22 protein-coding genes are annotated in these 25,445 nt (G+C 62.5%); 6 read left to right on the forward strand and 16 right to left on the reverse strand.

The annotated features are described in order from the left end of the window. The first annotated feature begins 188 nt into the window (after positions 1–188). The 4 genes from KTQ42_RS08560 (at position 189) to KTQ42_RS08575 (ending at position 4,504) form a co-directional block, all read left to right on the forward strand. Complete coding sequence (locus KTQ42_RS08560; RefSeq protein WP_217345129.1) at positions 189–1,211, forward strand: DctP family TRAP transporter solute-binding subunit; 1,023 nt, start codon at positions 189–191, stop codon at positions 1,209–1,211. Positions 1,212–1,296: 85 nt separating this feature from the next. Then, a complete protein-coding gene (locus tag KTQ42_RS08565) occupies positions 1,297–1,806 on the forward strand; it encodes a TRAP transporter small permease (RefSeq protein ID WP_217345130.1) in 510 nt (169 codons plus the stop codon). After that, on the forward strand, positions 1,803–3,092 hold the full coding sequence (locus KTQ42_RS08570) for a TRAP transporter large permease (RefSeq protein ID WP_217345131.1): 1,290 nt from the start codon (positions 1,803–1,805) through the stop codon (positions 3,090–3,092). The genes KTQ42_RS08565 and KTQ42_RS08570 overlap by 4 nt, the downstream gene beginning before the upstream one ends. A gap of 2 nt (positions 3,093–3,094) precedes the next feature. After that, on the forward strand, positions 3,095–4,504 hold the full coding sequence (locus KTQ42_RS08575; RefSeq protein WP_217345132.1) for an amidase: 1,410 nt from the start codon (positions 3,095–3,097) through the stop codon (positions 4,502–4,504). Between the two features lie 137 nt (positions 4,505–4,641). Here the strand turns inward: KTQ42_RS08575 and greB are convergent, their stop codons facing one another. From greB to KTQ42_RS08605, 6 genes are all read right to left on the reverse strand, one after another. Continuing rightward, positions 4,642–5,202 (reverse strand): transcription elongation factor GreB, encoded by a 561-nt coding sequence (gene greB, locus KTQ42_RS08580; protein ID WP_217345133.1) that lies wholly within the window; start codon positions 5,200–5,202, stop codon positions 4,642–4,644. Between the two features lie 9 nt (positions 5,203–5,211). Next, on the reverse strand, positions 5,212–6,132 hold the full coding sequence (gene rlmJ, locus KTQ42_RS08585; RefSeq protein WP_217345134.1) for a 23S rRNA (adenine(2030)-N(6))-methyltransferase RlmJ: 921 nt from the start codon (positions 6,130–6,132) through the stop codon (positions 5,212–5,214). Positions 6,133–6,201: 69 nt separating this feature from the next. After that, complete coding sequence (gene modB, locus KTQ42_RS08590) at positions 6,202–6,918, reverse strand: molybdate ABC transporter permease subunit (RefSeq protein ID WP_217345135.1); 717 nt, start codon at positions 6,916–6,918, stop codon at positions 6,202–6,204. Next, positions 6,918–7,673 carry a molybdate ABC transporter substrate-binding protein gene (modA, locus tag KTQ42_RS08595; RefSeq protein WP_217345136.1) on the reverse strand — a complete coding sequence of 252 codons (756 nt, stop codon included), beginning with the start codon at positions 7,671–7,673 and terminating at the stop codon, positions 6,918–6,920. Before modA ends, modB begins: the two co-directional genes overlap by 1 nt. A gap of 75 nt (positions 7,674–7,748) precedes the next feature. Continuing rightward, complete coding sequence (locus tag KTQ42_RS08600; protein ID WP_217345137.1) at positions 7,749–8,108, reverse strand: LysR family transcriptional regulator; 360 nt, start codon at positions 8,106–8,108, stop codon at positions 7,749–7,751. A 54-nt stretch (positions 8,109–8,162) separates the two neighbouring features. Continuing rightward, positions 8,163–10,811 carry an EAL domain-containing protein gene (locus KTQ42_RS08605; protein ID WP_217345138.1) on the reverse strand — a complete coding sequence of 883 codons (2,649 nt, stop codon included), beginning with the start codon at positions 10,809–10,811 and terminating at the stop codon, positions 8,163–8,165. Between the two features lie 33 nt (positions 10,812–10,844). Here KTQ42_RS08605 and KTQ42_RS24240 point away from each other — a divergent pair, with 33 nt between their 5' ends. Beyond that, positions 10,845–10,979, forward strand: a complete 135-nt coding sequence (locus KTQ42_RS24240; RefSeq protein ID WP_283093265.1) for a hypothetical protein — start codon at positions 10,845–10,847, stop codon at positions 10,977–10,979. A gap of 106 nt (positions 10,980–11,085) precedes the next feature. Here KTQ42_RS24240 and aceA read toward each other — a convergent pair whose 3' ends face one another. Then, positions 11,086–12,387, reverse strand: a complete 1,302-nt coding sequence (gene aceA, locus KTQ42_RS08610; protein WP_217345139.1) for an isocitrate lyase — start codon at positions 12,385–12,387, stop codon at positions 11,086–11,088. Positions 12,388–12,858: 471 nt separating this feature from the next. On the opposite strand from aceA, the gene KTQ42_RS08615 reads away from it, so the two are divergent. Then, the gene (locus KTQ42_RS08615; RefSeq protein WP_217345140.1) at positions 12,859–15,018 is read left to right on the forward strand and encodes a hypothetical protein; all 2,160 of its coding nucleotides are present in this window, start codon (positions 12,859–12,861) and stop codon (positions 15,016–15,018) included. Between the two features lie 59 nt (positions 15,019–15,077). Here the strand turns inward: KTQ42_RS08615 and motD are convergent, their stop codons facing one another. The 9 genes from motD to flhB all read right to left on the reverse strand — a co-directional run bounded on the left by motD (position 15,078) and on the right by flhB (position 25,317). Beyond that, positions 15,078–15,857 carry a flagellar motor protein MotD gene (gene motD / locus KTQ42_RS08620; RefSeq protein WP_217345141.1) on the reverse strand — a complete coding sequence of 260 codons (780 nt, stop codon included), beginning with the start codon at positions 15,855–15,857 and terminating at the stop codon, positions 15,078–15,080. Between the two features lie 7 nt (positions 15,858–15,864). Continuing rightward, positions 15,865–16,605 carry a flagellar motor protein gene (locus KTQ42_RS08625; protein WP_217345142.1) on the reverse strand — a complete coding sequence of 247 codons (741 nt, stop codon included), beginning with the start codon at positions 16,603–16,605 and terminating at the stop codon, positions 15,865–15,867. After that, a complete protein-coding gene (locus KTQ42_RS08630; protein ID WP_217345143.1) occupies positions 16,587–17,318 on the reverse strand; it encodes an RNA polymerase sigma factor FliA in 732 nt (243 codons plus the stop codon). The genes KTQ42_RS08625 and KTQ42_RS08630 overlap by 19 nt, the downstream gene beginning before the upstream one ends. A 5-nt stretch (positions 17,319–17,323) precedes the next feature. After that, positions 17,324–18,157: an antiactivator of flagellar biosynthesis FleN protein gene (locus KTQ42_RS08635; RefSeq protein ID WP_217345144.1), complete on the reverse strand. Its 834-nt coding sequence runs from the start codon at positions 18,155–18,157 to the stop codon at positions 17,324–17,326. Next, on the reverse strand, positions 18,150–19,565 hold the full coding sequence (gene flhF / locus KTQ42_RS08640; protein WP_217345145.1) for a flagellar biosynthesis protein FlhF: 1,416 nt from the start codon (positions 19,563–19,565) through the stop codon (positions 18,150–18,152). Before flhF ends, KTQ42_RS08635 begins: the two co-directional genes overlap by 8 nt. Continuing rightward, positions 19,562–19,699, reverse strand: coding sequence for a hypothetical protein (locus KTQ42_RS08645; RefSeq protein ID WP_217345146.1), 138 nt, complete (start codon positions 19,697–19,699; stop codon positions 19,562–19,564). Before KTQ42_RS08645 ends, flhF begins: the two co-directional genes overlap by 4 nt. Before the next feature lie 856 nt (positions 19,700–20,555). Beyond that, entirely contained in the window at positions 20,556–21,044 is a 489-nt protein-coding gene (locus KTQ42_RS08650) for a hypothetical protein (RefSeq protein ID WP_217345147.1), read from the reverse strand. A 482-nt stretch (positions 21,045–21,526) separates the two neighbouring features. Further along, the gene (gene flhA, locus KTQ42_RS08655; protein WP_217345148.1) at positions 21,527–23,614 is read right to left on the reverse strand and encodes a flagellar biosynthesis protein FlhA; all 2,088 of its coding nucleotides are present in this window, start codon (positions 23,612–23,614) and stop codon (positions 21,527–21,529) included. Positions 23,615–24,162: 548 nt separating this feature from the next. Beyond that, on the reverse strand, positions 24,163–25,317 hold the full coding sequence (flhB, locus tag KTQ42_RS08660; protein WP_217345149.1) for a flagellar biosynthesis protein FlhB: 1,155 nt from the start codon (positions 25,315–25,317) through the stop codon (positions 24,163–24,165). Positions 25,318–25,445 lie beyond the last annotated feature (128 nt).

Consider the following 25,445-nt stretch of genomic DNA (forward strand, 5'->3'; position numbering starts at 1 on the left):
ACTGGTTGTTCGTCCCGGCAATGAAGCCGAACTTTACTCACGCGCCCCGCTGCCGAACCCAAAAGCCCGCTATCGCCCCCTCCAGTTGCCTCCCTCACAAGATTGCTGTAAAACAGCGGGTGCCTCGCGCACCCTATTCAGAGCGGCGTTTCCCGTGGAATGTAGCCGCCAGCCACTTGGAGAACATCTTGAAGAAAACCCTGTTCGTCGCGGCGATCGCTGCCGCATTCGCCGTATCCGTGCCTGCGTTCGCGCAGCAGAAGTACCAGCCCGAATACCGCCTTTCAACCGTGCTCGGCACCGCTTTCCCATGGGGCAAGGGCGGCGAGCGCTGGGCCGAGCTGGTAAAGGAAAAGACCCAGGGCCGCATCAACATCAAGATGTATCCCGGCACCTCGCTGGTGGCCGGCGACCAGACCCGCGAATTCACCGCGATACGCCAGGGCGTGATCGACCTGGCGGTCGGCTCGTCGATCAACTGGTCGCCGCAGGTCAAGGAACTGAACCTGTTCTCGCTGCCTTTCCTGCTGCCCGACTACAAGGCGCTGGACGCGCTGACCCAGGGCCAGACCGGCAAGGAACTGTTCAAGGTGCTGGAAAAGAACGGCGTGGTGCCGCTGGCATGGGGTGAAAACGGCTATCGCGAGATCAGCAATTCCAAGCATGAGATCCGCACGCCGGCCGACATGAAGGGCATGAAGTTCCGCGTGGTGGGCTCGCCGCTGTTCAACGACACCTTCACCGCGCTGGGCGCGAATCCGACCCAGATGAGCTGGGCCGATGCGCAGCCGGCGCTGGCCTCCGGCGCGGTCGATGGCCAGGAGAATCCGGTGTCGGTCTTTACCGGCGCCAAGATCCATGCGGTCGGCCAGAAATACATGACGGTCTGGGGCTATGTGGCTGACCCGCTGATCTTCGTGGTCAACCGGAAGGTCTGGGAAAGCTGGAGCAAGGCAGACCAGGACGCGGTGCGCGACGCGGCCGTTCAGGCAGGCAAGGAAGAAACCGCGCTGGCACGCAAAGGCCTGACCGCTTCCGACAACAGCGCCTACAAGGAAGTCGAAGCCACGGGCGTGAAGATCACCCGCCTGTCCGAAGCCGAACTCGCGCCATTCCGCCAGATGACCCGGCCGGTTTACGAAAAGTGGGCCAAGACCATTGGCCCCAACCTGGTGAAGCAGGCCGAAGCCGACATCGCCGGCCGCAAGTAAGCCTTCCGCATTACGCCCGCCGCCTGCCTTCCCCGCCGGCGGCGTTTTTCTTACGCGGCCCCTGGCCGCCTCCTGCCCAGAAACCATGAGTGAATTGCCTGAAAAAGACGACGTCCCGGAAGACCATCCGCGGGTGCCGCTCAGGATAGAGGAAGCCTGTGCCGCCCTGGCCATGGCCCTCATCTGCATCATTACCTTTGCCAACGTGCTGGTGCGCTATTTCACCAGCGTGTCCTTTGCCTTCACCGAAGAATTCTCGATCTTCCTGATGGTAGTGCTGACCCTGTTCGGCGCCGCCGCCGCCTTTGCCCGCGACCGCCACATCAAGATGACCTTCATCACCGACCGGCTGCCACGCCCGATGTCGCGCCTCTTCGACATGCTGTCGATGGCGCTGGGCATCGTGATGTTCGCCGTCATGGCCTGGTATGGCTATTTCCTGTTTCTCGATGACTGGCAGTACGACACCACCTCGCCCGGCATCGGCATACCGCAGTGGATCTACAGCATCTGGCTGCCCCTGCTGTCGGTGCTGATCTGCCTGCGCATCCTGGGACGCCTGATCCGCGTGGCACGCGCCGGAGGCCGCCCATGATCGCCGAAGGCAGCCTGATACTCTTTCTCGGCTTTGCGCTGCTGATGGCCATCGGCGCGCCGCTGGCGGTGGCGCTGGGCATCAGCGGCACCGCGGTCATTCTGATCGAGGGCCTGGGCATCATGTCGGTGCCGACCAATGCCTACAACGGCATTGCCAAATATCCCTTGCTGGCGCTGCCGGTCTTCATCCTGGCCGGCATGATGTTCGAGCGCGCCGGCGTGGCGCTGCGCATCGTGCGCTTCGCTTCCGCCGTGGTGGGCAAGCGGCGCGGCGCGCAGGGGATCGTCGCGATCCTGGTGTGCATGTTCCTGGGCGGCATATCCGGCTCGGGTCCGGCCGATGCGGCGGCGGTGGCGATGGTGATGATTCCCGCGATGTTCAAGCAGGGGTATCCCAAGACCTTTTCCGCCACGCTGATCGCCGCCGCCGGTTCCACCGCGATCCTGATCCCGCCTTCGGTGGCGCTGATTCTCTACAGCGTGCTGGTGCCCTCGGCCTCGGTGCCGGCGCTGTTCGCCGGCGGCGTAGTTCCGGGCATCATGGCGGGACTATCGCTGATCATGCCGACCCTGTATTTCTCCTACAAGAACGGCTGGGGCACCGCGTCCGACGAGCCCACCCCGCGCTTCTGGGACAGCTTCAGGGAAGCGATCTGGGGCCTGCTGGCGCCGGTGATCATCCTCGGCGGCCTGCGCACCGGGCTGTTTACGCCAACCGAGGCGGCGGTGGTGGCGGCTTTCTATGGTCTCTTCGTCGGCCTCTTCGTGTACCGTACGCTGACCATGCGCAAGGTGTATGAAGTCCTGGTGGAATCGGCCGAGATTTCCGCTGTCGTACTGCTGATCATCTCGCTGGCCGGCGTGTTCGCCCATGCCGGCTCGACGCTGGGCGCCTTCGATGCCTTCGCCAAGCTGCTGCTGGGCTTCACCTCGAACGAGGCGCTGATGCTGCTGATGATCACCATCATGATGCTGATTGCCGGCATGCTGCTGGATGCGGTCTCGATCTTCCTGGTGTTCCTGCCCATCCTGATGCCCATCGTTGCGGCCTACAAGTGGGACCCGGTCTGGTTCGGGATCATCCTGACGATGAACATGGCCATCGGCCAGTTCACGCCGCCGATGGCGGTGAACCTGATGGTGACCACCCGCATTGCCGGCGTGACCATGGAGTCCACCGTGCGCTGGGCCCTGTGGATGGTGGCGTCGATGCTGGTGGCGCTGCTGCTTGTTACTGCCTTTCCGCAACTGGCGCTGTGGCTGCCGCAATCACTGGGGTACTGACGATGAACGACGATCTCTGTTTTCTTTCCGCCGTCGAGATGGCGGCGCAGATCCGCGCCGGCCGGCTGTCGGCGCGCGAGGTGATGGCAGCGCACCTGGCGCGCATCGAAGCGGTCAATCCGCAGGTCAATGCGATCGTCACCCTGCATGCCGAGCAGGCGATGGCCGCGGCCCTGGCGGCCGACGAGGCGCAGGCGCGCGGCGAGCCGCTGGGCCCGCTGCATGGCCTGCCGGTGGTGCACAAGGACCTCATCATGACCCGCGGCATGCGCACCACCTACGGCTCCAGGGTGCATGAAGACTATGTGCCGAGCCGCAGCGCGCTGCTGGTGGAGCGGCAGCAGGCGGCCGGCGCGATCAGCGTCGGCAAGACCAACACGCCCGAGTTCGGCGCCGGCTCGCAGACCTTCAACGCCGTCTTCGGCGCCACCCGCAATCCGTATGATCTGAGCAAGACCTGCGGCGGCTCGTCCGGCGGTTCGGCGGTGGCGCTGGCAACCGGCATGGCGCCGCTGGCCGACGGCACCGACATGGGCGGCTCGCTGCGCTGCCCGGCCAACTACTGCAACGTGGTCGGCATGCGCCCCTCGGTCGGCCGGGTGCCTGACTTTCCCTCGCAGAACGGCTGGAGCAACCTGTCGGTGCATGGCCCGATGGCGCGCAATGTGGCCGACCTGGCGCTGCACCTGTCGGTGATGGCAGGCCATGATGCGCGCGACCCGATGGCCATCAGCCAGGGCGGCGAGCAGTTCCGCATGCCGCTGGAAAGCGACCTGCGCGGCAAGCGCATCGCCTGGAGCATGGACCTGGGCGGCCTGCCGGTCGACCCGCGGGTGACGAAGGTGCTGGATGCGCAGCGCAAGGTGTTCGAGGACCTCGGCTGCATCGTCGAGGACGACTGCCCGGATTTTCGCGACGCCCACGACATCTTCATGGCGCTGCGGGCCTATGCCTTCGAGCTGCATTACGGCGCCATCATGGACCGTCATCCGGGCGTGCTGAAGGACACCATCGTCTGGAACATCGAGGCCGGCCGCAAGCTCAGCGCTGCCCAGCTGGCGCGGGCCGAGAAGCTGCGCACGGCGCTGTTCATGCGCATGCACCGCTTCATGGAGAAATATGATTTTTTTATAGCGCCGGTGAACCAGGTGCCGCCGTTCGACATCGACCAGCCCTATGTGGACGAGATCGCCGGCGTGAAGATGGACAACTACATCGACTGGATGCGTTCCTGCTACTACATCACCGCCACCACCCATCCGGCGATGTCGGTGCCGGCGGGGTTCACCGCGGAAGGCCTGCCGGTGGGTTTGCAGATCATGGGCCGGCACCAGGGCGAGCTGGCATTGCTGCAGATGGCGCATGCCTTCGAGGCCGTCAACGGCGCCGGCAAGCGCCGGCCTGCGCTCTAGCAGGCAGGCCGGCCGCAGGATGCAATCCCCAAAGGGGTATTGCATCCTTGGTCGATGCCGCGCCCTGCCCGGTCCGGGTGCCGTAGCCAGGGCGCATTCTACGGTGCAGCCAGGCCGGCGTTCCGGGCACAACCGGGCTACGCCGACGGCGCCGGATAAGCCACCTCCAGCACTTCCAGCTCATCCAGGCCGGCCGGCGTCTGCAGGGCGACGGTGTCGCCGACATGCGCCTTGGTCAGCGCCCGCGCCACCGGCGATACCCAGCTGATCTTTCCATGCAGCGGATCGAGCTCGTCGATGCCCACGATCGTGACCGTGTGCTCTTCCCCGGCCGCGTTGCAATAGGTGACGGTGGCGCCGAAGTACACCTGGTCGCTGCCGTGATGCACGGTCGGATCGACCACTTCGGCTGCGTCCATGCGCTTGGTCAGGAAGCGGATGCGGCGGTCGATTTCGCGCAGGCGCCGCTTGCCGTAGATATAGTCGCCATTCTCCGAGCGGTCGCCATTGGACGCGGCCCAGTGCACCACCTTCACCACTTCCGGCCGCTCCACATCGATCAGGTGCAGCAGCTCGTCGCGGATGCGCTGGTAGCCGGCCGGCGTGATGTAGTTCTTCGCGCCAGCGGGAATCTGCGGCAGGGCGCCGGCCAGGTCTTCGTCGTCATCCTCGGATTCCTTTACGAAAGCCTTGTTCATCGCCGCTCCTTAGCCCGTGCGCCGGGTCCCGGTATTGACCGGCAGCGTCTGGCCCGATTCCAGCACGAAGCTGGCGCCCGCGTCGCTGCCCAGCGCCTTGACCAGCCAGGGCATGACTTCGCGCAGCATCGGCTCCAGCGTCCACGGCGGATTCAGAATGAACATGCCGCTGCTGGCCAGGCCAAAGCCATCCGGCACCGGCGCGCTGATCGACAGGGTGACGTTGAGCCAGCCATTCGCCGGAATCCGCTTGAGCTTTTCGGGCATCTGGCGCGACTCCATGCGCTGCAGCGCCGGGTACCAGACCGCGTAGATGCCGGTGGCGAAGCGGCCCAGCGCATCCTCCAGCGTCTGCTTGACCCGCCGGTAATCATCCTTGACCTCGTACGGCGGATCGATCAGCACCAGGCCGCGACGCGACGGCGGCGGCAGCAGCGACTTCAGGCCGGCGAAGCCGTCCGCATGGGAAATCATCACCCGCTTGCCGCGCGCCGCCGCCGGCCTGCCCTGCGCCGCCTCATGCGCTTCGAGCTTGCGGAAATTCTCCGCCAGCATCTTCACGTCGCGCGGATGCAGTTCGAACAGCCGCAGCCGGTCCTGTTCCCGCATCACCTTCTCGGCGCAGTAGGGCGAGCCGGGATAGAAGCGCAGCTTGCCGCTGGGGTTCATCGCGCGGATCAGGTCGACATACTCGGCCAGCGGCGCCGGCAGGTCCTTGCGGCCCCAGAGCCGGGTAATGCCGGTATCGAACTCGGCATTCTTGGTGGCTTCGCCGCTGTCGAGCGCGTACATGCCGGCGCCGGCGTGGGTGTCGATATACATGTAGGGCGCATCCTTCTGCCCCAGATACTTCAGCAACTGGATGGTGACGAAGTGCTTCAGCACGTCGGCATGATTGCCCGCGTGGAATGCGTGGCGGTAACTAAGCATAGGAAAGCCTGGATCAAATGAAGAAATGGACGAAGTGGCGGCCATTTTAACAAGCGGCCCCCCGTATCCCTATTTGATGGCCACAGGCGCCAGCCGGCGCCGCTCCTGGCGCTTCTGGGCCAGGGTCGTGCAGAGCAGCAGCAGGAAGGACATTGCCAGCAGCAATAGCGCGAAACCATGGGCATGGGCATAGTTGAGCACCTGGGCCTGGTCATACAGGGCAATCGATGCCACCCGGGTCACGCCCGGGATATTCCCGCCCAACATCAGCACCACGCCGAATTCGCCGATGGTGTGGGCGAATGCCAGCAGGCTGCCGGCCGCCACGCCCGAGCGCGCCAGCGGCAATGCGATATGCAGGAAGGCCTGGCGCCGCGACATGCCCAGGCTGTAGGCAGCCTGCAGCACTTCCGGCCGCTGCATGCGAAACGCCGCCGCCACCGGCTGCACTGCAAACGGCAGACTGTAGACGCAGGAGCCGATCACCAGCCCGGCAAAGGAAAACGGCAGCGGCTGGCCGAACACTTCCTGCCACCAGTGGCCAAAGGCATGGCGCGGCGACAGCAGCACCAGCAGATAGAAGCCGATCACGGTGGGCGGCAGCACCAGCGGCATCGCAATCAGGATTTCGATGGCCAGCGCAAGACGGCTGCGGGCCGACGCCAGCCAGGCGCCCAGCGGCAGCGCCATCAGCATCAGCAATGCGGTCGACACCAGCGCCAGCCTGAGCGTCAGGCCCAGCGACATCCACAGTTCGGCCGGAAGGTTCCAGGGCAGCGTCAGCATCACTCCCGGCCCGCCGGCAGGGTGAAGCCGCAGTCGGCCAGCTGCGCGCGGCCCTGGTCCGAGCGCAGGAAGCGCAGGTAAGCCATGGCCTGTGGATTGGCGCTGCCGCGCCGGGTCAGGATCGCACCCTGCTCGATCGGCGGATACGCGTCGGCAGGCAGCAGCCAGCTCGCCTGCCTGCCCGCCAGATGGGCGCTGCTGACCAGCCCGACCTGCGCATTGCCGCTTTCAACGAACTGCATGGCCTGCGCGATGTTCTCGCCGAACACCAGCTTGGCCCTGACCTGCTCCCACAGTCCGGCCCGCTGCAGCGCGGCCCTGGCGGCCTTGCCATAGGGCGCCACCTCGGGATTGGCGATCGCGATGCGGCGGATCGCCGGATCGGCCAGCAGGCGAAGGCCCTTGTCCACCTGAACGCCCGGCGTGGCAGCCCACAGCGCCAGCCGGCCGTGGGCGTAGACGAACAGCGAGGCCGGATCGGCCAGGCCGGCATCGGCCAGCGCGCGCGGGTAAGCGGTATCGGCGGAGAGGAACACGTCGTACGGCGCGCCATTTTTGATCTGCGCATAAAAGCTGCCGGAGGCGCCTATGGTGGCGCTGGCGCCGGTGCCGGACGCCGCATTGAGCCTGTCGATGCAGGTGGCCAGATCGGCCGCGGCGGCAATGCGCAACGGCGGCGGCTGCTGCGCCGAAGCCGCTGGCGCAAGCAGAACGGCAAGCAACAGCAAGGCGCGGCGGGAAAAGGAGAGGAGCATGAAGGGCCTTCGTAATATCCGAAGGAATATAACGAAAACCGCAGCGCTTGTCTTGCGAATCAGCATGAACAGGCGTCAGCGCTGCAGGGCGGGTGCCAGCAGCGACGACAGATAGGCCATGTCGGCCTGGACGGCATCATGCGCGGCGGCCTCCATCGCGGTGTAGCGGGCCAGCACCGCCCGGCCATTCTCGGTCAGGCGGGCACCGCCGCCGCGGGCGCCGCCGGTGCTGGTCTCCACCAGCGGCAGGCGGAAACAGCGGTTGACGTCTTCCACCAGCAGCCAGGCGCGCCGGTAGGACATGTTCATCGCACGGGCCGCCGCCGAGATCGAGCCGCTTTCCTCGATGCCGCGCAGCAGGTCCGCCTTGCCGGGGCCCAGCGCGATCACGCCGTCAAGCAGCAGCCGCAGTTGCAGGGAGTGGGAAATGGTCATGCGCCGATTGTAGCAAGGCAGATCGGCCGAATCCGGCCGGCTGCGGGAGTGGGGCTATGCCAGCGCTTCGTTGACCATGGCGGGTTCCCGCAGCAGCGCCGCCACCTGGCTGGCCGGCAGCGCCGGCGCGATCAGGTAGCCCTGCATCTCGTCGCAGCCTAGCTGCCGCAACAGCGCCCGCTGCGATGGCGACTCCACGCCTTCGGCCACCACCACCAGTTTCAGCGCATGCGCCATGGTGATCATTGCATTGAAGAAGGCCGCTCCGGCCGGAGCGACGCCCAGGCGCGACGTGAAACGCGGGTGAATCTTCAGGACCTGCACCGGCAGCTGCTGCAACTGCGCCAGCGAGGAAGGCCCGACGCCGAAATCATCGATATGCAGGCGCACGCCCATCGTCCCCAGCGCCTGCAGCTGCGCTTTCACGCTGGCGCTGTCGGCCAGCGCAGCCACGTCGGTGATCTCGATTTCCAGCCAGCCGGCACTGATGTCATGCGCCTTGACCGCGGCCGCCAGTTGCTGGTCCACGTCGCCCTGGTTGAACTGGCGCGCCGACACATTGACCGCCACCGGCGCCAGCGGCAGATTGCGCCGCTGCCATTGTGCAATCTGCGCGGCCGCCTTGTTGATCACCATGTCGCCCAGCGCCTGCAGCAGGCCGGCGCTCTCGATCAGCGGAATGAAGTCCCCCGGCGACAACAGGCCGCGCTCCGGATGGTTCCAGCGCAGCAGCGCCTCCAGGCCCACCAGTACGCCATCCCGGGTGCGCACCCGCGGCTGGAAGTACAGCTGGAATTCATCATTGGCAATGGCGCTGCCCAGTGCCTGCTCGATGTCGATGCGCTGGCGCAGCCGGTCATAGAGCTGCGGCTCGAACACATGATGGCCGCCCCTGCCCTGCGCCTTGGCCGCATACATCGCGATATCGGCATTGTTGAGCATCTTTTCCGCATCCAGGGCGTCGCCGTCGCGCGGGAAGATGCTGATGCCGACCGAGGCGCCGATGCAGTAGTGGGCGCCGGCCAGCGCGAAGGGCTCGGACAGCACCGCGCAGATGCGCTCGGCGGCATGGCTGGCGTCCTGCTCTGAAGTGAGGCGCTCCATCATCACCGTGAATTCGTCGCCACCCAGCCGTACCGCCTGGTCGCCCGGCCGCAACACCGACTGCATGCGGCGCGCCACTGCCCTGAGCAGGTCGTCGCCGACCTGATGCCCGGCGGTGTCGTTGACATGCTTGAAGCGGTCCAGATCAATGAACAGCAGCGCCAGCATGCCGCCCTGGCGGCGCGTTCTCTCCAGTGCGCCGGCCAGTTCCTCATTAAGCCACTGGCGATTGGGCAGGCCGGTCAGCGCATCTTCCCTGGCCATGCGGATCAACTGCTGCTCATGCCGCTTGCTGTCGCTGATGTCACGCAGCGTGACTGCCAGATCCTGGCCGGAGCGCACCAGGCGTCGGTGCGCCCAGGCCAGCCGCAGCGAGCCGCCCGGCATGATTTCCGCCTCGTCCTCGTAGAAGCCCGACGCCAGGGCGGCGACATAGGTCGACAGCACCGAGGCCAGCGTCGCCGGCGGATTGAGGCTGGAAAAGCGCTGGCCCAGCAGCTGCCTGCGCTCCATGCCATAGAAGGAAGCGCCGCGCTCGTTGCAGTCCACCACTTCAAAGTCGGTCACCCGTTCGCCCGAACGCATCGGGCGCAGCATGTAGAAGCCTTCATTGGCGCCTTCCGTGGCGACCCGGTAGGTGGCGCGCACCGCCTCCATCTGCTGCTTGCGCCAGGCCAGGCGCGCCGCCATGATGCTGGCCACCAGCCCGAAGAACAGCAGCGCGACGCTGCCGCCCATTGCATAGTCGCGATACGCCGCCCGCGTGGCATGGTAGCCCGCCAGGGCTTCATTTTCGGAAATGCCCACCATGGCCATGAAGGGATAACCCTGCAGCTTGCGCCAGCCGACATAGCGCGCCTGGCCGTCGGCGAAGGCGGGCCGGCCTTCCATGCGCATTGCGCCTTCGGTGCTGCTGAAGGTGGTGCTGTGGTGCAGGACCGGCGAGGCGGACGTGTGGATCACATCGCCAAGGCGCGCGGTACGCACCACGCCCTCGACGTCGACCATGGCCAGCAAGCCGTCGTTGCCCAGGCTGACGTCATCATAGAACTCGGAAAAATAGCCGGAGCCGATCGACACCGCAACCACGCCGGCGAAGCTGCCGTCCGGCGCATTGAGCCGGCGCGTGAATGGCAGGATGGCGGTACCCGTCGCCGGCCAGATCAGCGGCATGCCCACGCGCGCGCCCAGGGAGTCGTTGTTGCGGTGATAGATGAAATATTCGCGCGAGGCGCCCGACGGGCGGGCATTCAGGTTCACCGTGGACGTGACCGGCATGCCCTCCTTGTCCAGGATGGTGACGGTGATTAACTGCGGCGCGATCAGCAAGCCCTGCCGGCGGAAGTCCTTCAGGTCAAGCGCGCCGCCGGTATGGTTCCAGTCGTACTGCACCTGCATCGCGATCTGGTCCATCTGTTCGATGGTGCGGGTCAGGTACTGCGCATAAGCGCCAGACAGGGACGCCACGCTCTTCAATGCATTTTCCTGCGCCAACTGGCGGTCGGTATTGAGCCGGACCAGGGTCGCGCCCCACAACAGGCTGCCCAGCAGCATGCACAGGGCCGGCCAGATCAGCACGGAGAGGAGATTGCCTTTCAAGAACTGCAGTTTTTGCATGCCTGGAGACTTGCGATGGATGATCAGGCTCTCGCAGGCAAACGCCATACGGGTAAAGCCGGCAACGCGCAGGTTCGCTGGCCAGAAGCCCGGGTCGCAGAAACAGTCGCGCAAGTTTCATGCGGCCTGAACAGTTTCCTGGCCGCATAAGTTCCAGATGGTAACACGCACTCCTGCAAAATTGTCCACAGGAAATACAAAAGGCCGCTTTTCGCGGCCTTTTGTGGTCAAACGATTACGAACTTTTCAGCGTGTATCAGGCAACCTTCTTGCTGGCATCGAAGAATTGCTCATCTTCGGTCGAGCCATGCAGCGCGGTCGTGGACGACTGGCCTTGCTGAATGGTCTGGGTGACCGCGTCGAAGTAGCCGGTACCGACTTCGCGCTGGTGCTTCACTGCGGTGAAGCCACGCTCGGCGGCGGCGAATTCGGCTTCCTGCAGTTCCACGAAGGCGCTCATGTTGTTGCGGGCGTAGCCGTAGGCCAGGTTGAACATCGAGTAGTTCAGCGAATGGAAGCCGGCCAGCGTGATGAACTGGAACTTGTAGCCCATTGCGCCGAGTTCGCGCTGGAACTTGGCAATGGTGGCGTCGTCCAGGTTCTTCTTCCAGTTGAACGACGGCGAGCAGTTATAGGCCAGCATCTTGTTCGGGAACTTGGCATGCACGGCTTCGGCGAACTGCTTGGCGAAGGCCAGGTCCGGCTTGCCGGTCTCGCACCACACCAGGTCGGCATACTCGGAATAAGCCAGGGCACGGGAAATCGCCTGCTCGATGCCGGGACGCACGCGGTAGAAGCCTTCCACGGTGCGCTCGCCGGTGCAGAACGGCTTGTCGATATCGTCCACGTCCGAGGTCAGCAGGTCGGCCGCTTCCGCGTCGGTACGGGCGATCACCAGGGTCGGCGTGCCGGACACGTCGGCCGCCAGGCGGGCTGCCGCCAGCTTTTCGCAGGCTTCGCGGGTCGGCACCAGCACCTTGCCGCCCATGTGGCCGCACTTCTTCACCGAAGCCAGCTGGTCTTCGAAGTGCACGCCTGCGGCGCCGGCTTCGATCATGGACTTCATCAGTTCGAAGGCATTGAGCACGCCGCCGAAGCCGGCTTCCGCATCGGCCACGATGGGCGCAAAGAAGTCGATGTCATCCTTGCCCTCGGACCACTGGATCTGGTCGGCGCGCTGGAAGGTGTTGTTGATGCGCTTGACCACCATCGGCACCGAGTTGACCGGGTACAGCGACTGGTCAGGATACATCTCGCCGGCCAGGTTGGCGTCGCCGGCGACTTGCCAGCCGGACAGGTAGATCGCCTTCAGGCCAGCCTTCACTTGCTGCATTGCCTGGTTGCCGGTCAGCGCGCCCAGGGTATTGACGAAGGGCTCGGTCTTGAGCAGGTTCCAGAGTTTCTCCGCGCCGCGCTTGGCGATGGTGTGCTCGATCTGCATCGAGCCACGCAGGCGAACCACGTCTTCAGCGGTGTAAGGACGCTTCACGCCTTCCCAGCGCGCATTCTCTGCCCAATCTTTTTCCAGTGCCTGGATCTGCTCTTGACGGGTTGCCATGGTGATTTCTCCTGTGTTGATGTGAGTGATTCGGATCGGTCCGGAAGCGCTTGAAAACGTTCCGGCATGGGATAAATAGTAGGCTTTATTTTGCAGGGCAACAAGGTCTTATATAAGACATATGACATAAATAATTTTCTTTATAATCATAACTTTATTTCTCTTATTTTGCGATGCGGAATGATATTCCTGTTGGTGAAATCAAAATCTGGTGCCATGCGGCGAGCACTTTTCATAATATGGAAGTCTGTTTCCGGTTCATGAAATCATATCCTTTGCAACGTTCCTGTCTGCTCCGCGGCTAGTAAAGCCTGAAGGAAGCATCAATACTGGCTGAATGAGGTAATCGATTCAGCATGCCATGGCGAGGAACGTCTAAGTTCGATGCAGTGACAGAGCCGGCGCCCAATGCCCCACGACTAGCAATGTGGCGCATACACCGTCAAACGCAGCGCATTGAAAGGAGGCTTTATGTCCCATATAGGCAAACTGTATTTCCAGCCAAGATCAACTGCAGCCAGTGATCCAGACGATTCCGAATTGAAGCGTGAAGTTGCCGAGCCGACCGATGACGAAATCACCGAGTTTATTGCGAATGCCAAGAGGCCCGTCAGGGAAAGAACATCCAAAAGTTTGCCAGGTGCAAAATGTCTATATGAGATAAGCACCTTTGAGTACATCAAAGAAATGCTCGGCAATGTGTTCTATGACAATAAGCAGCGAAGGCAAGATGCGCATGATGCTATTGAAACTTATATACGTCCACGGCTTGCCCAAGCAACACTTTCGCCCGGCAAACGACAATCCCTACTCATGCAGTTGCACAATCGGGTTGAACAGCGGGAATTAACCTCTTCATACGAGAGTAGTGAGAGCGTACCGCATCAGGAGTCAGCTCACTCTTCTCAAGCCGCTCAGTTGATGTCAGCCAAGGAAAATACCGTCGAGAATGACATCCTTTTGCCATATGGAGTGTCTATTGCCTATGCAAAACCATCCCAGATAATTGCCAGAGCAAAGATCATCAAAGACAGGGAAATCAACCGGGATACCGGCAACAAGAATCTTCATTCGGATCAATACCTACTTTCTGCCACAGAAGATACCCCTTTAATCCCTGACTTTCACGATCGGATTCCGTACTACAAAAATGAGCTTGAAAAAGCTGGAGACGCTAATACCATCGTCCTTGAAGTATACGACGATAGGGAGGAAGAATGGCGTGCTGCCTATGCTGCAGCATATGCCTTTTGTACCGCTTCCGGCGAAACAAAGAGAATCATGCTGATTCCACCATTAAGGATCGTGGAAAAAAAAGAATTAGACAAGAAAAAAATGCCTGATCTCCAAGAAAGAGAAGTAATAAAGATCATGTCATGGATTAAGGAAGAAAAAAGTACTTACGTTACCAACGAAAATGAAAGTGATTTAGAGGATGATTTGGAATTCTCAATCAGGCCACGATCCGATACAGAACAAAAGCTGAAAGATAAGAAACTTAGGGAGGAAAAAGAACTTAGGGAGGAAAAAGAACTTAGGGAGGAAAAAGAACTTAGGGAAGAAAAAGAACTTAGGGAAGACCAAGCCCAAAATATCAGGATCAAGCGACCAATCAAAAAGAAGGTAATTAACTTGGAAAGTTTCGACGAAGGCAAAGATGTTGAAAAAACACCAAAAGAAAAAGCGGAGGATATAGAAAAAAAGCTGCGCCAGCTCAATAGCCTTGCGAGGCGAGGATCAGCTCCTCTTAGGCTGCATGAAATTGAGGTTAACGGCGCTATGGTGCTTCATTTGGGTCCGAGGGAGCCAACACAATACATTCGCGAAAGTTTGTGGCTCCTTCCTGCGGAAAAAAACGCCATGTGCGAAGAAATACATCACGCTATACAAAGGTATATTCGCCCTTGGCTAGAGCGACATGCTAAGGAGGCATTTCCTGCAAATTTTAAACCGAACATGCCGGAAAAGTTGGAGAACGCCGAAAACAATCCACAACCAGTCCACACCAACTTGCAAATTACAGAGCTTCTGGACAAATTGCATCACCGGGTCCATACCAAACGCATTCAACCCCAAGCCTTTTACGGCAATAAGCCCAAGGGCGCATCAGACAAACACGATGTCGACAGTGTTTACAGCCCGGATATGCGCAAGACGTTTAATGGCATGACCACGGTTCCTAAAGGTTTGTCCATCGCTAAAATTGCGCCGTTTAAAGTAATGGCGGATATACGAATTGTGACGCCAAAGACTCACCGTGTAGCAGATGCATTTCCGCGCACCGGGCTCAATGCCTGCCCTCCGAGCGGGTGGATAAGAAAAATGCGCGCAGAGAAGAACAATGCCGAACTCGCAAAAGAGAACTATAAAAGCATCCTGAATGCCTATGGGCAGAACAAGGAAACGATAGTGCTTGAAGTTCACTTCGATAAGCAGTCTCACTGGCGCGCGGCATATGCTGCCGCTAAAGAATGGCTGGCTAGCCAAGCTTCTCACAGCAGGCCGTCTATTATGCTTGTGCCCCCCTATGACTCAGATACTTTCACACCATCGGGTGACGCCAGGGTCGATAAGGAGGGATGGTCAAACCTGATGGCAGAATTGGTCGGCATGCACAATTTAGCAACTTGACATGCATCCTGCTGAAACTGTTTTGGCATGCAGGCCGCATAAAGAGCTGGGTGTATTGCTCACCGTACCCCCGCCCCAATCTCCACCTCCCGCTGCACATCCGGCAGATTCGACATGATCATCAACTGCACCCGCCGGTTGCGCAGCCGGCCTTCCGGCGTGTCGTTGGACTCCACCGGACGGTTCGCGCCGTGGCCGATGGCGGTCAAGCGCACCGGTGCCACGCCGTTGTCGATGAACAGCCGCACCACGCTGGAGGCGCGCACCGAGGACAGTTCCCAGTTCGAGGGATACAGCGCATTGCGGATCGGCACATTGTCGGTGTGGCCTTCCACCTGGATCGCATGCAGGTCGTCCTTCAGCACCTGCGCCACCGCGGCCAGCGCCTCGTTCGACTGCGCTGACAACTTCGCATCGCCCGGCGCGAACAGCACGCTGGCATTGATTTCCACCGTGATGCCGCGCGCGCCCTGGGTGACTTTCACCTTGCCCTGGCTGGCCAGAGGCGCCAGCGCGGTCAGCAGGTCGCGCGCGATGGTGGTCAGCTGCTCCTTCTCGCGCCGGATCGCATTGTCGTTCAGGCGGCTGCGGTAGAGGGACTGGCGCGGCAGCAGCGGCAATTCCGGCGCCAGCCTGTCACGTACCGGCGGCGTGGTGGCCGGCAGGCGACCGAAGGCGGTGGTCAGGGCATTGGATGCCACCTTGACCTTGCCGTCATTGACCGAGGACACCGCATACATCACCACGAAGAAGGCGAACAGCAGCGTGATGAAGTCGGCATAGGACACCAGCCAGCGCTCCTGGCTCTCCGGCTCCTCCTCGTAGCGTTTGCGCGCCATGGCCGGTTCAGGCGGCCCAGGCCGCCATGCGGTCCTCGATCAGGCGCGGGTTCTCGCCGGCGGCCAGGCCCGCCATCACTTCCACCAGCATCTCGCGCCGCCCCACTTCATTCTGCACTCGCGCCTTGAGCTTGCCGGCAAGCGGCAGGAACAGCAGGTTGGCCAGGCCTACGCCGTACACGGTGGCCACAAAGGCGACCGCGATGCCGGCGCCAAGCTTGCTCGGGTCGCCCAGGTTCTCCATTACCTGGATCAGGCCCAGCACCGCGCCCAGGATGCCGACCGTGGGCGCATAGCCGCCGGCCGATTCCCACACCTTCACCACGCCCCGCTCACGCCGCTCGTAGATATTGATGTCCTGCTCCAGCACCAGCCGCAGCCGGTCGCCGTCGGTGCCATCGACAATCATGCGCAAGCCTTTCCGGATGAAGGGATCGGGCTCGCGCTCGCAATAGCGCTCCAGGCTCAGCAGGCCTTCCCGGCGCGCGCTGTTGCTCCAGAAGACGAAGGAGCGCGACAGCCTGGCATGGTCGTCATCCGCCGGCAGGAAGGCATGGCGCGCCATGCGCAGGGCGGCGATGAAATTGCGCAGGCCCGACTGCATCAGCACCGCGCCCAGCGTGCCCACCACCACGATCAGGAAGGCCGCCGGCTGCAGCAGCGAGCGGGCCTGGCCGCCTTCGAGCATCTGGCCGGCGGCGATGCCGCCTACGGCCAGCAGCAGGCCGGCTAGGCTACCCCAGTCCATGCCTGCTCCCGGAGTCTGGCGCGCATGCGCGCGACGGCCTGGCTGTGCAGCTGGCAGACCCGCGATTCGGAGACGCCCATGATGGCGCCGATTTCCTTCAGATTCATTTCCTGCTCGTAGTACAGGCCCATCAGGATCTTCTCGCGCTCGGGCAGGGCCTCGATGGCCTCGATGACGGCGCTGCGAAAGCCCGTGTTCATCAGCGCCTGCAGCGGATCGGCCGAGCTGTCGGTGCAGTAGCGGTCCAGAAAGTGTTCGCCGGCTTCGCCATCCTGGAAGTCTTCGTAGTACACCAGCTGGTGGCCGCCGGCGTCGGCCAGCATGTCCTGGTATTCCGCCAGCGACATCTTGAGCCGCCCCGCCACTTCGCTCTCGGTGGGCGGGCGGCCCAGCTTCTGCTGCATCTCGGTCATCGCGACCTCGATCTTGCGCATGTTCTGGCGCATGTTGCGCGGCATCCAGTCGCTGCTGCGCAGTTCATCCAGCATCGCGCCGCGTATGCGCTGCACCGCATAGGTCTCGAACTGCGCGCCGTGGGTTTCCTCATAGCGGCTGATCGCATCCAGCAGGCCGATCATGCCGGCCTGGATCAGGTCGTCGACCTCGACGCTGGGCGGCAGCTTGGCGCGCATCAGGTGCGCCAGCTTCTTCACCAGCGGCGCATGCTGCGTCAGCAAGTGGTTGCGGTCGGATTTTCCTTGTACGGTGTACATGTGCTTCAAGCCCCGATGGTGGCGCCGCAGGGCAGCGCGCTGCGCCGGCCGCCCGCCTGCATCGTGCAGCGGGAAAAGCGGCCGGCCAGGTCGCGGAACGCCACGGAGGCGCCCGCCAGTGGAAATGCGTCGATCACGGTACGGCCCAGGCGTGTGGCCCGCACCAGATGCTCGTCATGCGGAACCGACCCGATGGATTGCAACTCCAGCGCCAGGTAACGCCGGGCGGCCGCTGCGATGTTCTTGTAGATCATGCCGGCGCGCACGATGCCGGCGCCGGTCACCAGCACGCTGACCGGGCGGCGGCCATAACGCTCCGACACCCGCTTGATCAGCGCATAGGCGGCGGTAATCGATTCCGGGCTGTCTTCCACCTGCACCACGATGTCGCCCTCGCCCATCGCCTCTAGCGGCAAGGCGTTGGCGGCGTCGAGCTCGGCATCGACCAGCACGATGTCATTGTCCAATGACAGCTTTGCAAACAGCGCCGACAGATGCTCGCGCTCGAAGGCATTGGTGCTGCCGCGGGCCATGACGGCAATGCCAAAGCCCTGCGGCATCGGCAGCACCACGTCGGCCAGCCGCGCTTCGGCGCGCGCCGCCTGCAGCAGCGTGCCGCCATGCATGCGGTCCAGCCCGGCACCCACGCCGCGCGCGGTGGCGCAGGCGTCGAGCAGCAGCACGCCGCTGCCGGTGCGGGCCAGCGAGGCGCCCAGGTTCAGCAGCGTGGCGCTTTTTTCATGGTCGGGCGTGGCCGACAGAAAGGTCAGCACCCGCGGCGCCGGTTTGGCGATCATGCGGCGCAGGCCTTCGGCCTGGTCGATGCGGATGCTAGCCAATTGCCACCTCGCGCAGCGACTGGTCATTCATCATGCGGGCGGTGTTGCCGATCACCAGTGGCAATTCGTCGTCCTGGTACTGGAACGGCGCGGTTTCGCGCTTCATCTTGAAGGCGCGGTCGATCAGGAAATTGGGGCGGGCCAGGTGCAGGTCTTCCGGCACCCGCTGGCCATTGGCGATGTATTGCAGCTGCAGCTTCTGGCGGATGATCACGTCCAGCACGCTGCCGATGGTGGCGGCTTCGTCGAGCTTGGTGATGATGGCGCCGGCCAGGCCGTTGCCCTTGTAGGCGCGCACCACTTCATTGAGCGTCTCGCCGGTGGAGGTGGCCGACATGCACAGGATGCGCTTGACCGGGGTGTCGGCGCCGGACAGCATCGCCACCTGCTCCGCCACCATCTGGTCGCGCTGGCTGGCGCCGGCGGTATCGATCAGCACGGTGTGCTTGTTCTTCAGCTCGGACAACGCGATGCGCAGGTCGGCCTCATCCTTCACCGAATGCACCATCACGCCGAGGATCTTGCCGTAGATGCGCAGCTGCTCGAAGCCGCCGATACGATAGCCGTCGGTGGTGATCAGGGCCAGCTTGCCGGCGCCGTGGCGCATCACGCACCGCGCCGCCAGCTTGGCGGTGGTGGTGGTCTTGCCCACGCCGGTGGGGCCCACCAGGGCGAACACGCCGCCGTTGTCGAGGATCGCGTTTTCATCGGGCGCGGCCGACAGGTTGCGCATCAGGACGCCCTTGATCCAGGCCATGCCGTCCACGCCGTCATGCTCGGGCAGTTTTTCGGTGAGATAGCGCGCCAGGCTGGCGGAAAAGCCGGCGGCCAGCATCTCGCGCATGACGGTGGCCTTCATCGGTTCGCGGCGGTGCTGCGCCCCCCAGGAAATCTCGGCCAGCTGCGCTTCCATCATGCTGCGCATGGAGCGGATCTCTTCCATCATCTGGCGCATCTCGGCCTGGCTGTTGTCGACTGGGGCGCTGGCAGCGCGTGGCTGCGGCGCGTTCTGGCGCTCGACCGGCGCGGATGCCACAGCCACGGGCGCCGGCACTTCCACGGGGGTGGGTTTCAGGCGCTCGAAGGCGCTGGCGGTCGACCCGTTGCGCAGCTGCGGCTGAACCCGTGCCTGTTCCACTTCCGGCGATCGTGCCGGCGCAGGGATCGGTGCGGGCGCTGCGGCCGGCATGCGCCTGCCGGCCAGGGCGGCCACCAGCGGCTGGGGCAGCACTTCCTTTTCCACCGCCGGCTCGGCCAGGGAAGCCATATCGGCGCTGGCCAGGGCCAGCACCTCGACGCTGCCATTGACCGTGCGATTGGACAGGATCACCGCGTCGGCGCCGAGCGCGTCACGGACCATGCGCAAAGCCTCGCGAGATGTCCGGGCAGAGAATTTCTTGACGTTCATTTTTGGCCTCCCACCAGGGCAGTCACTTTGATGTTCTTGGCGGGCGGCACGCCGGCGAGCGACGGCAGCCTGATTCCGTGCATGCCGCTGTATGCCATCGGTTCAGTATCTGCATGAAAGTCGCTGTTATCCAATGCCGCTCCTGTGGTGTGATCCGGCGCCGGTGCGGCGCAGGGGTTTCTTACAGGACAGATTATTGGGGATGGTAGAGAAGTTGCATCCGGGGAACAGGAGGGGTTTATGGGCCTTTTTCCTCGGCGGCTGAAAAAGCGTCGGGCGGGAAGCGGCGATTCATTCCGCCTTGGCGGTGACGGTGCCGTTGATTGTTGAAGTGGCTGTTGCCGTTGCAGAAAACACCTGTTGAGCGCGCCGTGCCAGCGGGTCCTGGAGCGAATAAAGTGCGGCGTTTGGCTGGGCGAAACGAACTGGAGCGAGTTTAGCCGCGCCCCGATCCGTGCACCGCTGACAAGGGCATCCCGCGCACCGGGCATGATCACCGGTTCGCCTTTTCTGGTTACCTTTTGGCAAGGCAAAAAAGTGACACGGCCGCCGGTACGGATTCCCGGCTTGTCTCCACGGCAGTGCAATCGCATTGCGTGACCTGGCAAGGCACGGGCGGCACTGGCGCTTTAGCTTCGGTCTTGACTTTACAACGCAGGTAACTGTAAAGCCTTGGCTTGATCGACCAAAGCTGGAATATCCCTTCGGGGTACTCCAGCTTACGGATCGCCGGCTTTTTGCGGGTGACGCTGGAATGAATAGGTAAGGCATCATGGAAGATATAGGGCGTAATACCCCGGAGGGGCATTACGCGATACCGCCGCGGTTGCCACGCCAGCCTGGTGCTTGCGCCGGCAGAGGCCGTGGAATGCCCCTTCGGGGTATTCCACCCTACCATAGCTGCCCGTTCACCATAGCCTGTGATGAACAGCAAGCGTTACGGCAGGCCTTTGATCCAACATTACATGGGCTTGACTGGCATGACAGTATCTATGACAGAGTGGCTGCCGCCTCCGCACGGGTAATGATGCCCTTCATGATCTCCTGCATACGGCTGGCCCTTTCTGTTTGGGCCAGGCCGTCATGCCTGCATTGCGCCAATGTATCCAGATAGACCTGCCGTTCCTCCTCTGGCAGGCACTTCAGCAGGTGCTCTTCCATATGCTCATTGAATTCCTTCAGATACTCAGCACGCAACTGCTGATGGCCCGCGCTGCGTCTTATTGCATAGGTGCCTCCCTCTTCCTGCATGGGACGCGCCACGTAGTTGTCCCAGGCATAGTTGGCATCACCCCAGAGATAGGCTAAAACCTTCGCTGCCTTAGCGGTCTTGTCGGGGCAATGGTACTGGGGATTAAGGACGCCGCAACGGGACTGTGCATTTTGAAGGCGACTGGAAAGCAATTCCGCCGCTTCGTCGTGAATGAGCGGAGACATATAGCGATAAAAAGAAAGTTTGGCAGGGATCATGTGCTGCAATGAATTTTTCAGGTGGTCAGGGCTCTGCCAGGCCTGATGACGTCGCCATGATCAATCGGTTTGGCACCGGCTTGCATGGAAGGAACTTGGGTCAGGTGAATTCTGCAGAGGGCAAAGTGCCAGCAAACGATGAATGAGGCGTTGACTTGTTGACACAAACATGGGTTGCCTGGAATGCGCGTGAGGTTCCAGCAGCAGGCAATGCAGTCCCATGATGGCCAATACGGTCTCATCGACGGCAACGCTTCTGTGGCCGCATTGCCGAGCGATGCATAGCCAGCCCTCTTGGCATGCATGCAGGCTCGCTGGCCGTACCGGATTGCCTGCTGCAGACATTGTCGGGACTGACCTGACATAACCTTCGATTACAACTGCCTGCAAATCGCCGACAGCGATCGGTTGCAGGCATCCCGATGCAGCACGCATGACGTGCCGGATCAACTGCGGATTTTCCTATGATGCGTTATCGCCTGCGACTGGCATCATCCCTGCCCTCCCACCAACGCCGTCACCTTGATGGTCTTGGAATCCGGTATCTCGGCATGCGACAGCAGCTTCAGCTGCGGCAGGCTGCGACGCAGGAAACGCGACAGCACCGCGCGCAACTGGCCCGGCACCAGGAGCACTGGCGTGACGCCCATCTGCTCCTGGCGCTGCACCGCCTCGGCAGTCTGCATCACGAGCGTATCAGCCAGCCCCGGCTCGATGCCGGCGCCGTCCGGGCCGCTGGTCTGCAGTGCCTGCATCAGCAGCCGCTCCAGCCGGTTGTCCAGCGCCATTACCGTCAGCTCGCCGCCGTTGGGGAACAGCTGCTGCACGATGGCGCGGCCGAGCGCGATGCGCACCAGCGCGGTCAGGTCGCCGGCATCCTGGAAATGGCTGGCATTCTCGGCAAGGGTCTCGACGATGGAGCGCATGTCGCGGATGTGGATGCCTTCGATCAGCAGGTTCTGCAGCACCTTCTGCAGCGTAGACAGCGGCAGCATCTTGGGCACCAGGTCGTCCATCAGCTTGGGCGACTCCTTGTTCAGATGATCGATCAGCTGCTGCAACTCGCCACGTCCCAGCAGTTCGGCCGCATGCATCGTGATCAGATGGTTCAAATGGGTGGCTACCACGGTGCCGGCATCCACCACGGTATAACCCATGGCCTGGGCCTCGTCGCGCAGGCTGGCGTCGATCCAGGTGGCAGGCAGGCCGAAGGCCGGGTCGCTGGTGACGGTGCCGGGCAGCGTGCCGGTGACCATGCCGGGATTGATCGCCAGGAACTGGCCGGCATGCGCCTCGCCGGCGCCGATCTCCACGCCCTTCAGCGCAATGCGGTAACCCGAAGGCTTCAGTTCCAGGTTGTCGCGGATATGCACCGGCGGCGACAGGAAACCCACTTCCTGCGCAAACTTCTTCCTGATACCCTTGATGCGCTTCAACAGCTCGCCACCCTGGCTCTTGTCGACCAGTGGAATCAGGCGGTAGCCCACTTCCAGGCCCAGCGTATCGACCGGCACGATGTCCTGCCAGGTCGCTTCCTCGGTTTCCGGTGCAGGCAAGGCCGGCGCGGCTTCCGTCACCGGGGCGACTGCCGCTTCCTCGGCCCGCTTCTTGAGCAGGTAGGCGCCGCCGCCCAGCGCGCCGGCCAGGAACAGGAACGGCACATGCGGCATGCCGGGGATGATCCCCATGCCACCCAGGATGCCGGCGGTGATCATCAGCACCTGCGGCTTGGCGAACAGCTGGTTCATCAACTGGCTGCCGATGTCATGCTCGGATGCCACCCGCGACACGATCACGCCAGCCGCGGTGGAAATGATCAGCGACGGCAACTGCGCCACCAGGCCGTCGCCAATAGCCAGCAGGGTGTAGTTCTTGATCGCGGCATCGAAGGCCATGTCATGCTGCACCATGCCCACCACCAGGCCGCCGACTACGTTGATCAGGGTGACCATGATGCCGGCGACGGCATCGCCGCGCACGTACTTGGAGGCGCCGTCCATCGCGCCATAGAACTCGGCTTCCTGGGCCACCTCTGTGCGCCGGCGCCGCGCTTCGGCTTCGGCAATCAGGCCGGCGTTGAGATCGGCGTCGATCGCCATCTGCTTGCCCGGCATTGCGTCAAGGGCAAAACGCGCGCCCACTTCTGCGATACGGCCGGCGCCCTTGGTGACGACGGTGAAGTTGATGATGGTCAGGATGATGAATACCACGATACCGACGGTGTAATTGCCGCCGATGAGAAAGTGGCCGAAGGCTTCGACCACCTTGCCGGCCGCATCGGGACCGGTATGGCCCTCCGTTAGCACCACGCGGGTGGAAGCCACGTTGAGCGACAGCCGCAGCATGGTCGACACCAGCAGCACCGCCGGGAATGCCATGAAGTCCAGCGGCTTGATGGTGTAGAGGCTGGTCAGCAGGATGATGACCGACAGCGCGATATTGAAGCTGAAGAACATGTCCAGCACCAGGGCCGGCAGCGGCAGCACCATCATTGCCAGCATCATGATGATGATGGCCGGCGCCGCCAGGGCCTTGGAATTGGCGTTGCGCAGCCAGACCGGCAAGGTCAGGCCGTTCATTGCGCTGCTCCGGGCAGGTTGGGCGCGCTTTGCCAGGCCGACTGATCAGTGTTTGCGTGAAGGTTGGGGATAGCCAATGTCGCTCCTGCGTTACACCCCGACGCCAGAATGGCATGCGGGGTCGATGACAGGAAGGATTATTGTCGATATGGATGTGCTTGCATCCAATGAACAAAAGGGGTTCTCGGGCTTTTTTGTCGCCCGGGGCGCTGGCCCATCCGCCTGCCATCGCGCTCCGCCACTGGGCTACAGGCATGCAAGCGCTTCTTGCAACTTTGCAAGGATGCTTTCAGCTTGCAACTTCGCTCACGTTTCTTTTCTATCAAAGTAGGGCCTCAGAAAATCTTCCATGCTTTTTCTGAAAGCTTCTCCACCAATCATGTTTTTTTCATAAAATTCGGAAAGAAGACCTTCCCGCTGCCGATAAAGCGTACGGACTTCATCAGGCAAAAATTCAACTAATTGCCGACGAGCCTCGATAGAAAAATGATTGTCAAAATCAAAGGTGCACGCTTCGCTATGCGCTGGTGCTACGCAGTGCCGATAGGCTAACTTGCGTCGCTGTCGTCGCTCTGTAGCGGATCCATTCCAGGCGGCACTTCCAGCGCCGTGGGCGCCGTAGGCTTCAAGCCGCCATGGCTGGCGTGCGCCTTCAGTTGGAACACATAGGCCAGCACCTCGGCCACCGCGGTATACAACGCTTCCGGAATCTCGTCGCCCAGTTCGGCATGGCGGAACAGCGCACGCGCCAGCGGCGGCGCTTCCAGCAGCAGCACATGATGCTCGGCCGCCAGTTCGCGGATCCTGGCCGCGACTTCGTCGGCGCCCTTGGCCACCACCTTGGGCGCGCGCATCTTGCCGTCGGTGTATTTGAGTGCCACCGCGAAGTGGGTCGGATTGGTCACTACCACGTCGGCGGTCGGGATTTCCGCCATCATGCGACGCCGCGCCATCTCGCGCTGGGTGGCGCGAATCTTTGCCTTGATTTCCGGATTGCCTTCGGATTCCTTGGCTTCCTGGCGCAGCTCCTCGCGCGTCATCTTCAGCTGGCTGGCGTGGTGCCAGAGCTGGTACGGCACGTCGATGGCGGCAATGGCCACCAGCGCGGCGACGATCAACATGAAGGACTGCAGCAGCAGCTGACCCAGATGGGCGCTGCCGACGTTGAGCGGCTCCAGCGCCAGCGCCATCACCGCATCCTGCTTGCCGCGTACCACGATCCAGGCCACGATGCCCACCAGGATGGTCTTGCCGACTGCCTTGCCCAGTTCCACCAGCGCATTGGATGACACCAGGTTGCTCAGGCCGCTCAGGGGGTTCAGCTTGCCGAAATTGGGCATGAAGGCCTTGGTGCTGAAATTCCACCCGCCAATCAACAGCGGCGCGCCGATTGCCACCAGCATCAGCGCTGCGGCCACCGGCGCGAATGCGAGCAGCACATCGATCAGGAGCGAAGCAGCACGTGATACCAGCAGGTCCATGTCGAATGCCTGAGTGCGTTCGAAGGTCAGGCTGCTGGCCAAAAGGCTGCCCAGTTGCGCGGTCAGCCGGCCGCCCAGCATCCACAGTGCGCAACCGGCAACCAGCAGAACGCTGCAGGTCGCCAGTTCGCGCGAGCGCGGGACGTTGCCCTGCTCCCGCGCTTCATCGAGGCGTTTCTGTGAGGCTGGTTCGGTTTTTTCGAGTTCGCTGTCTTCGGCCATGGGCGCTCCGGCTTGCCAACACCGCAAAAAGGGAATGCGATGGGCCAGCGCGCATTATCAGGCCGGCTAAACGGCAGCAATCGTGCAAACAGCGCGGAAGAATAGCAGCTGTTTTACTTCTGCAGCTT

The sequence above is a fragment of the Noviherbaspirillum sp. L7-7A genome (genome assembly GCF_019052805.1).
Classification (GTDB): domain Bacteria; phylum Pseudomonadota; class Gammaproteobacteria; order Burkholderiales; family Burkholderiaceae_D; genus Noviherbaspirillum_A.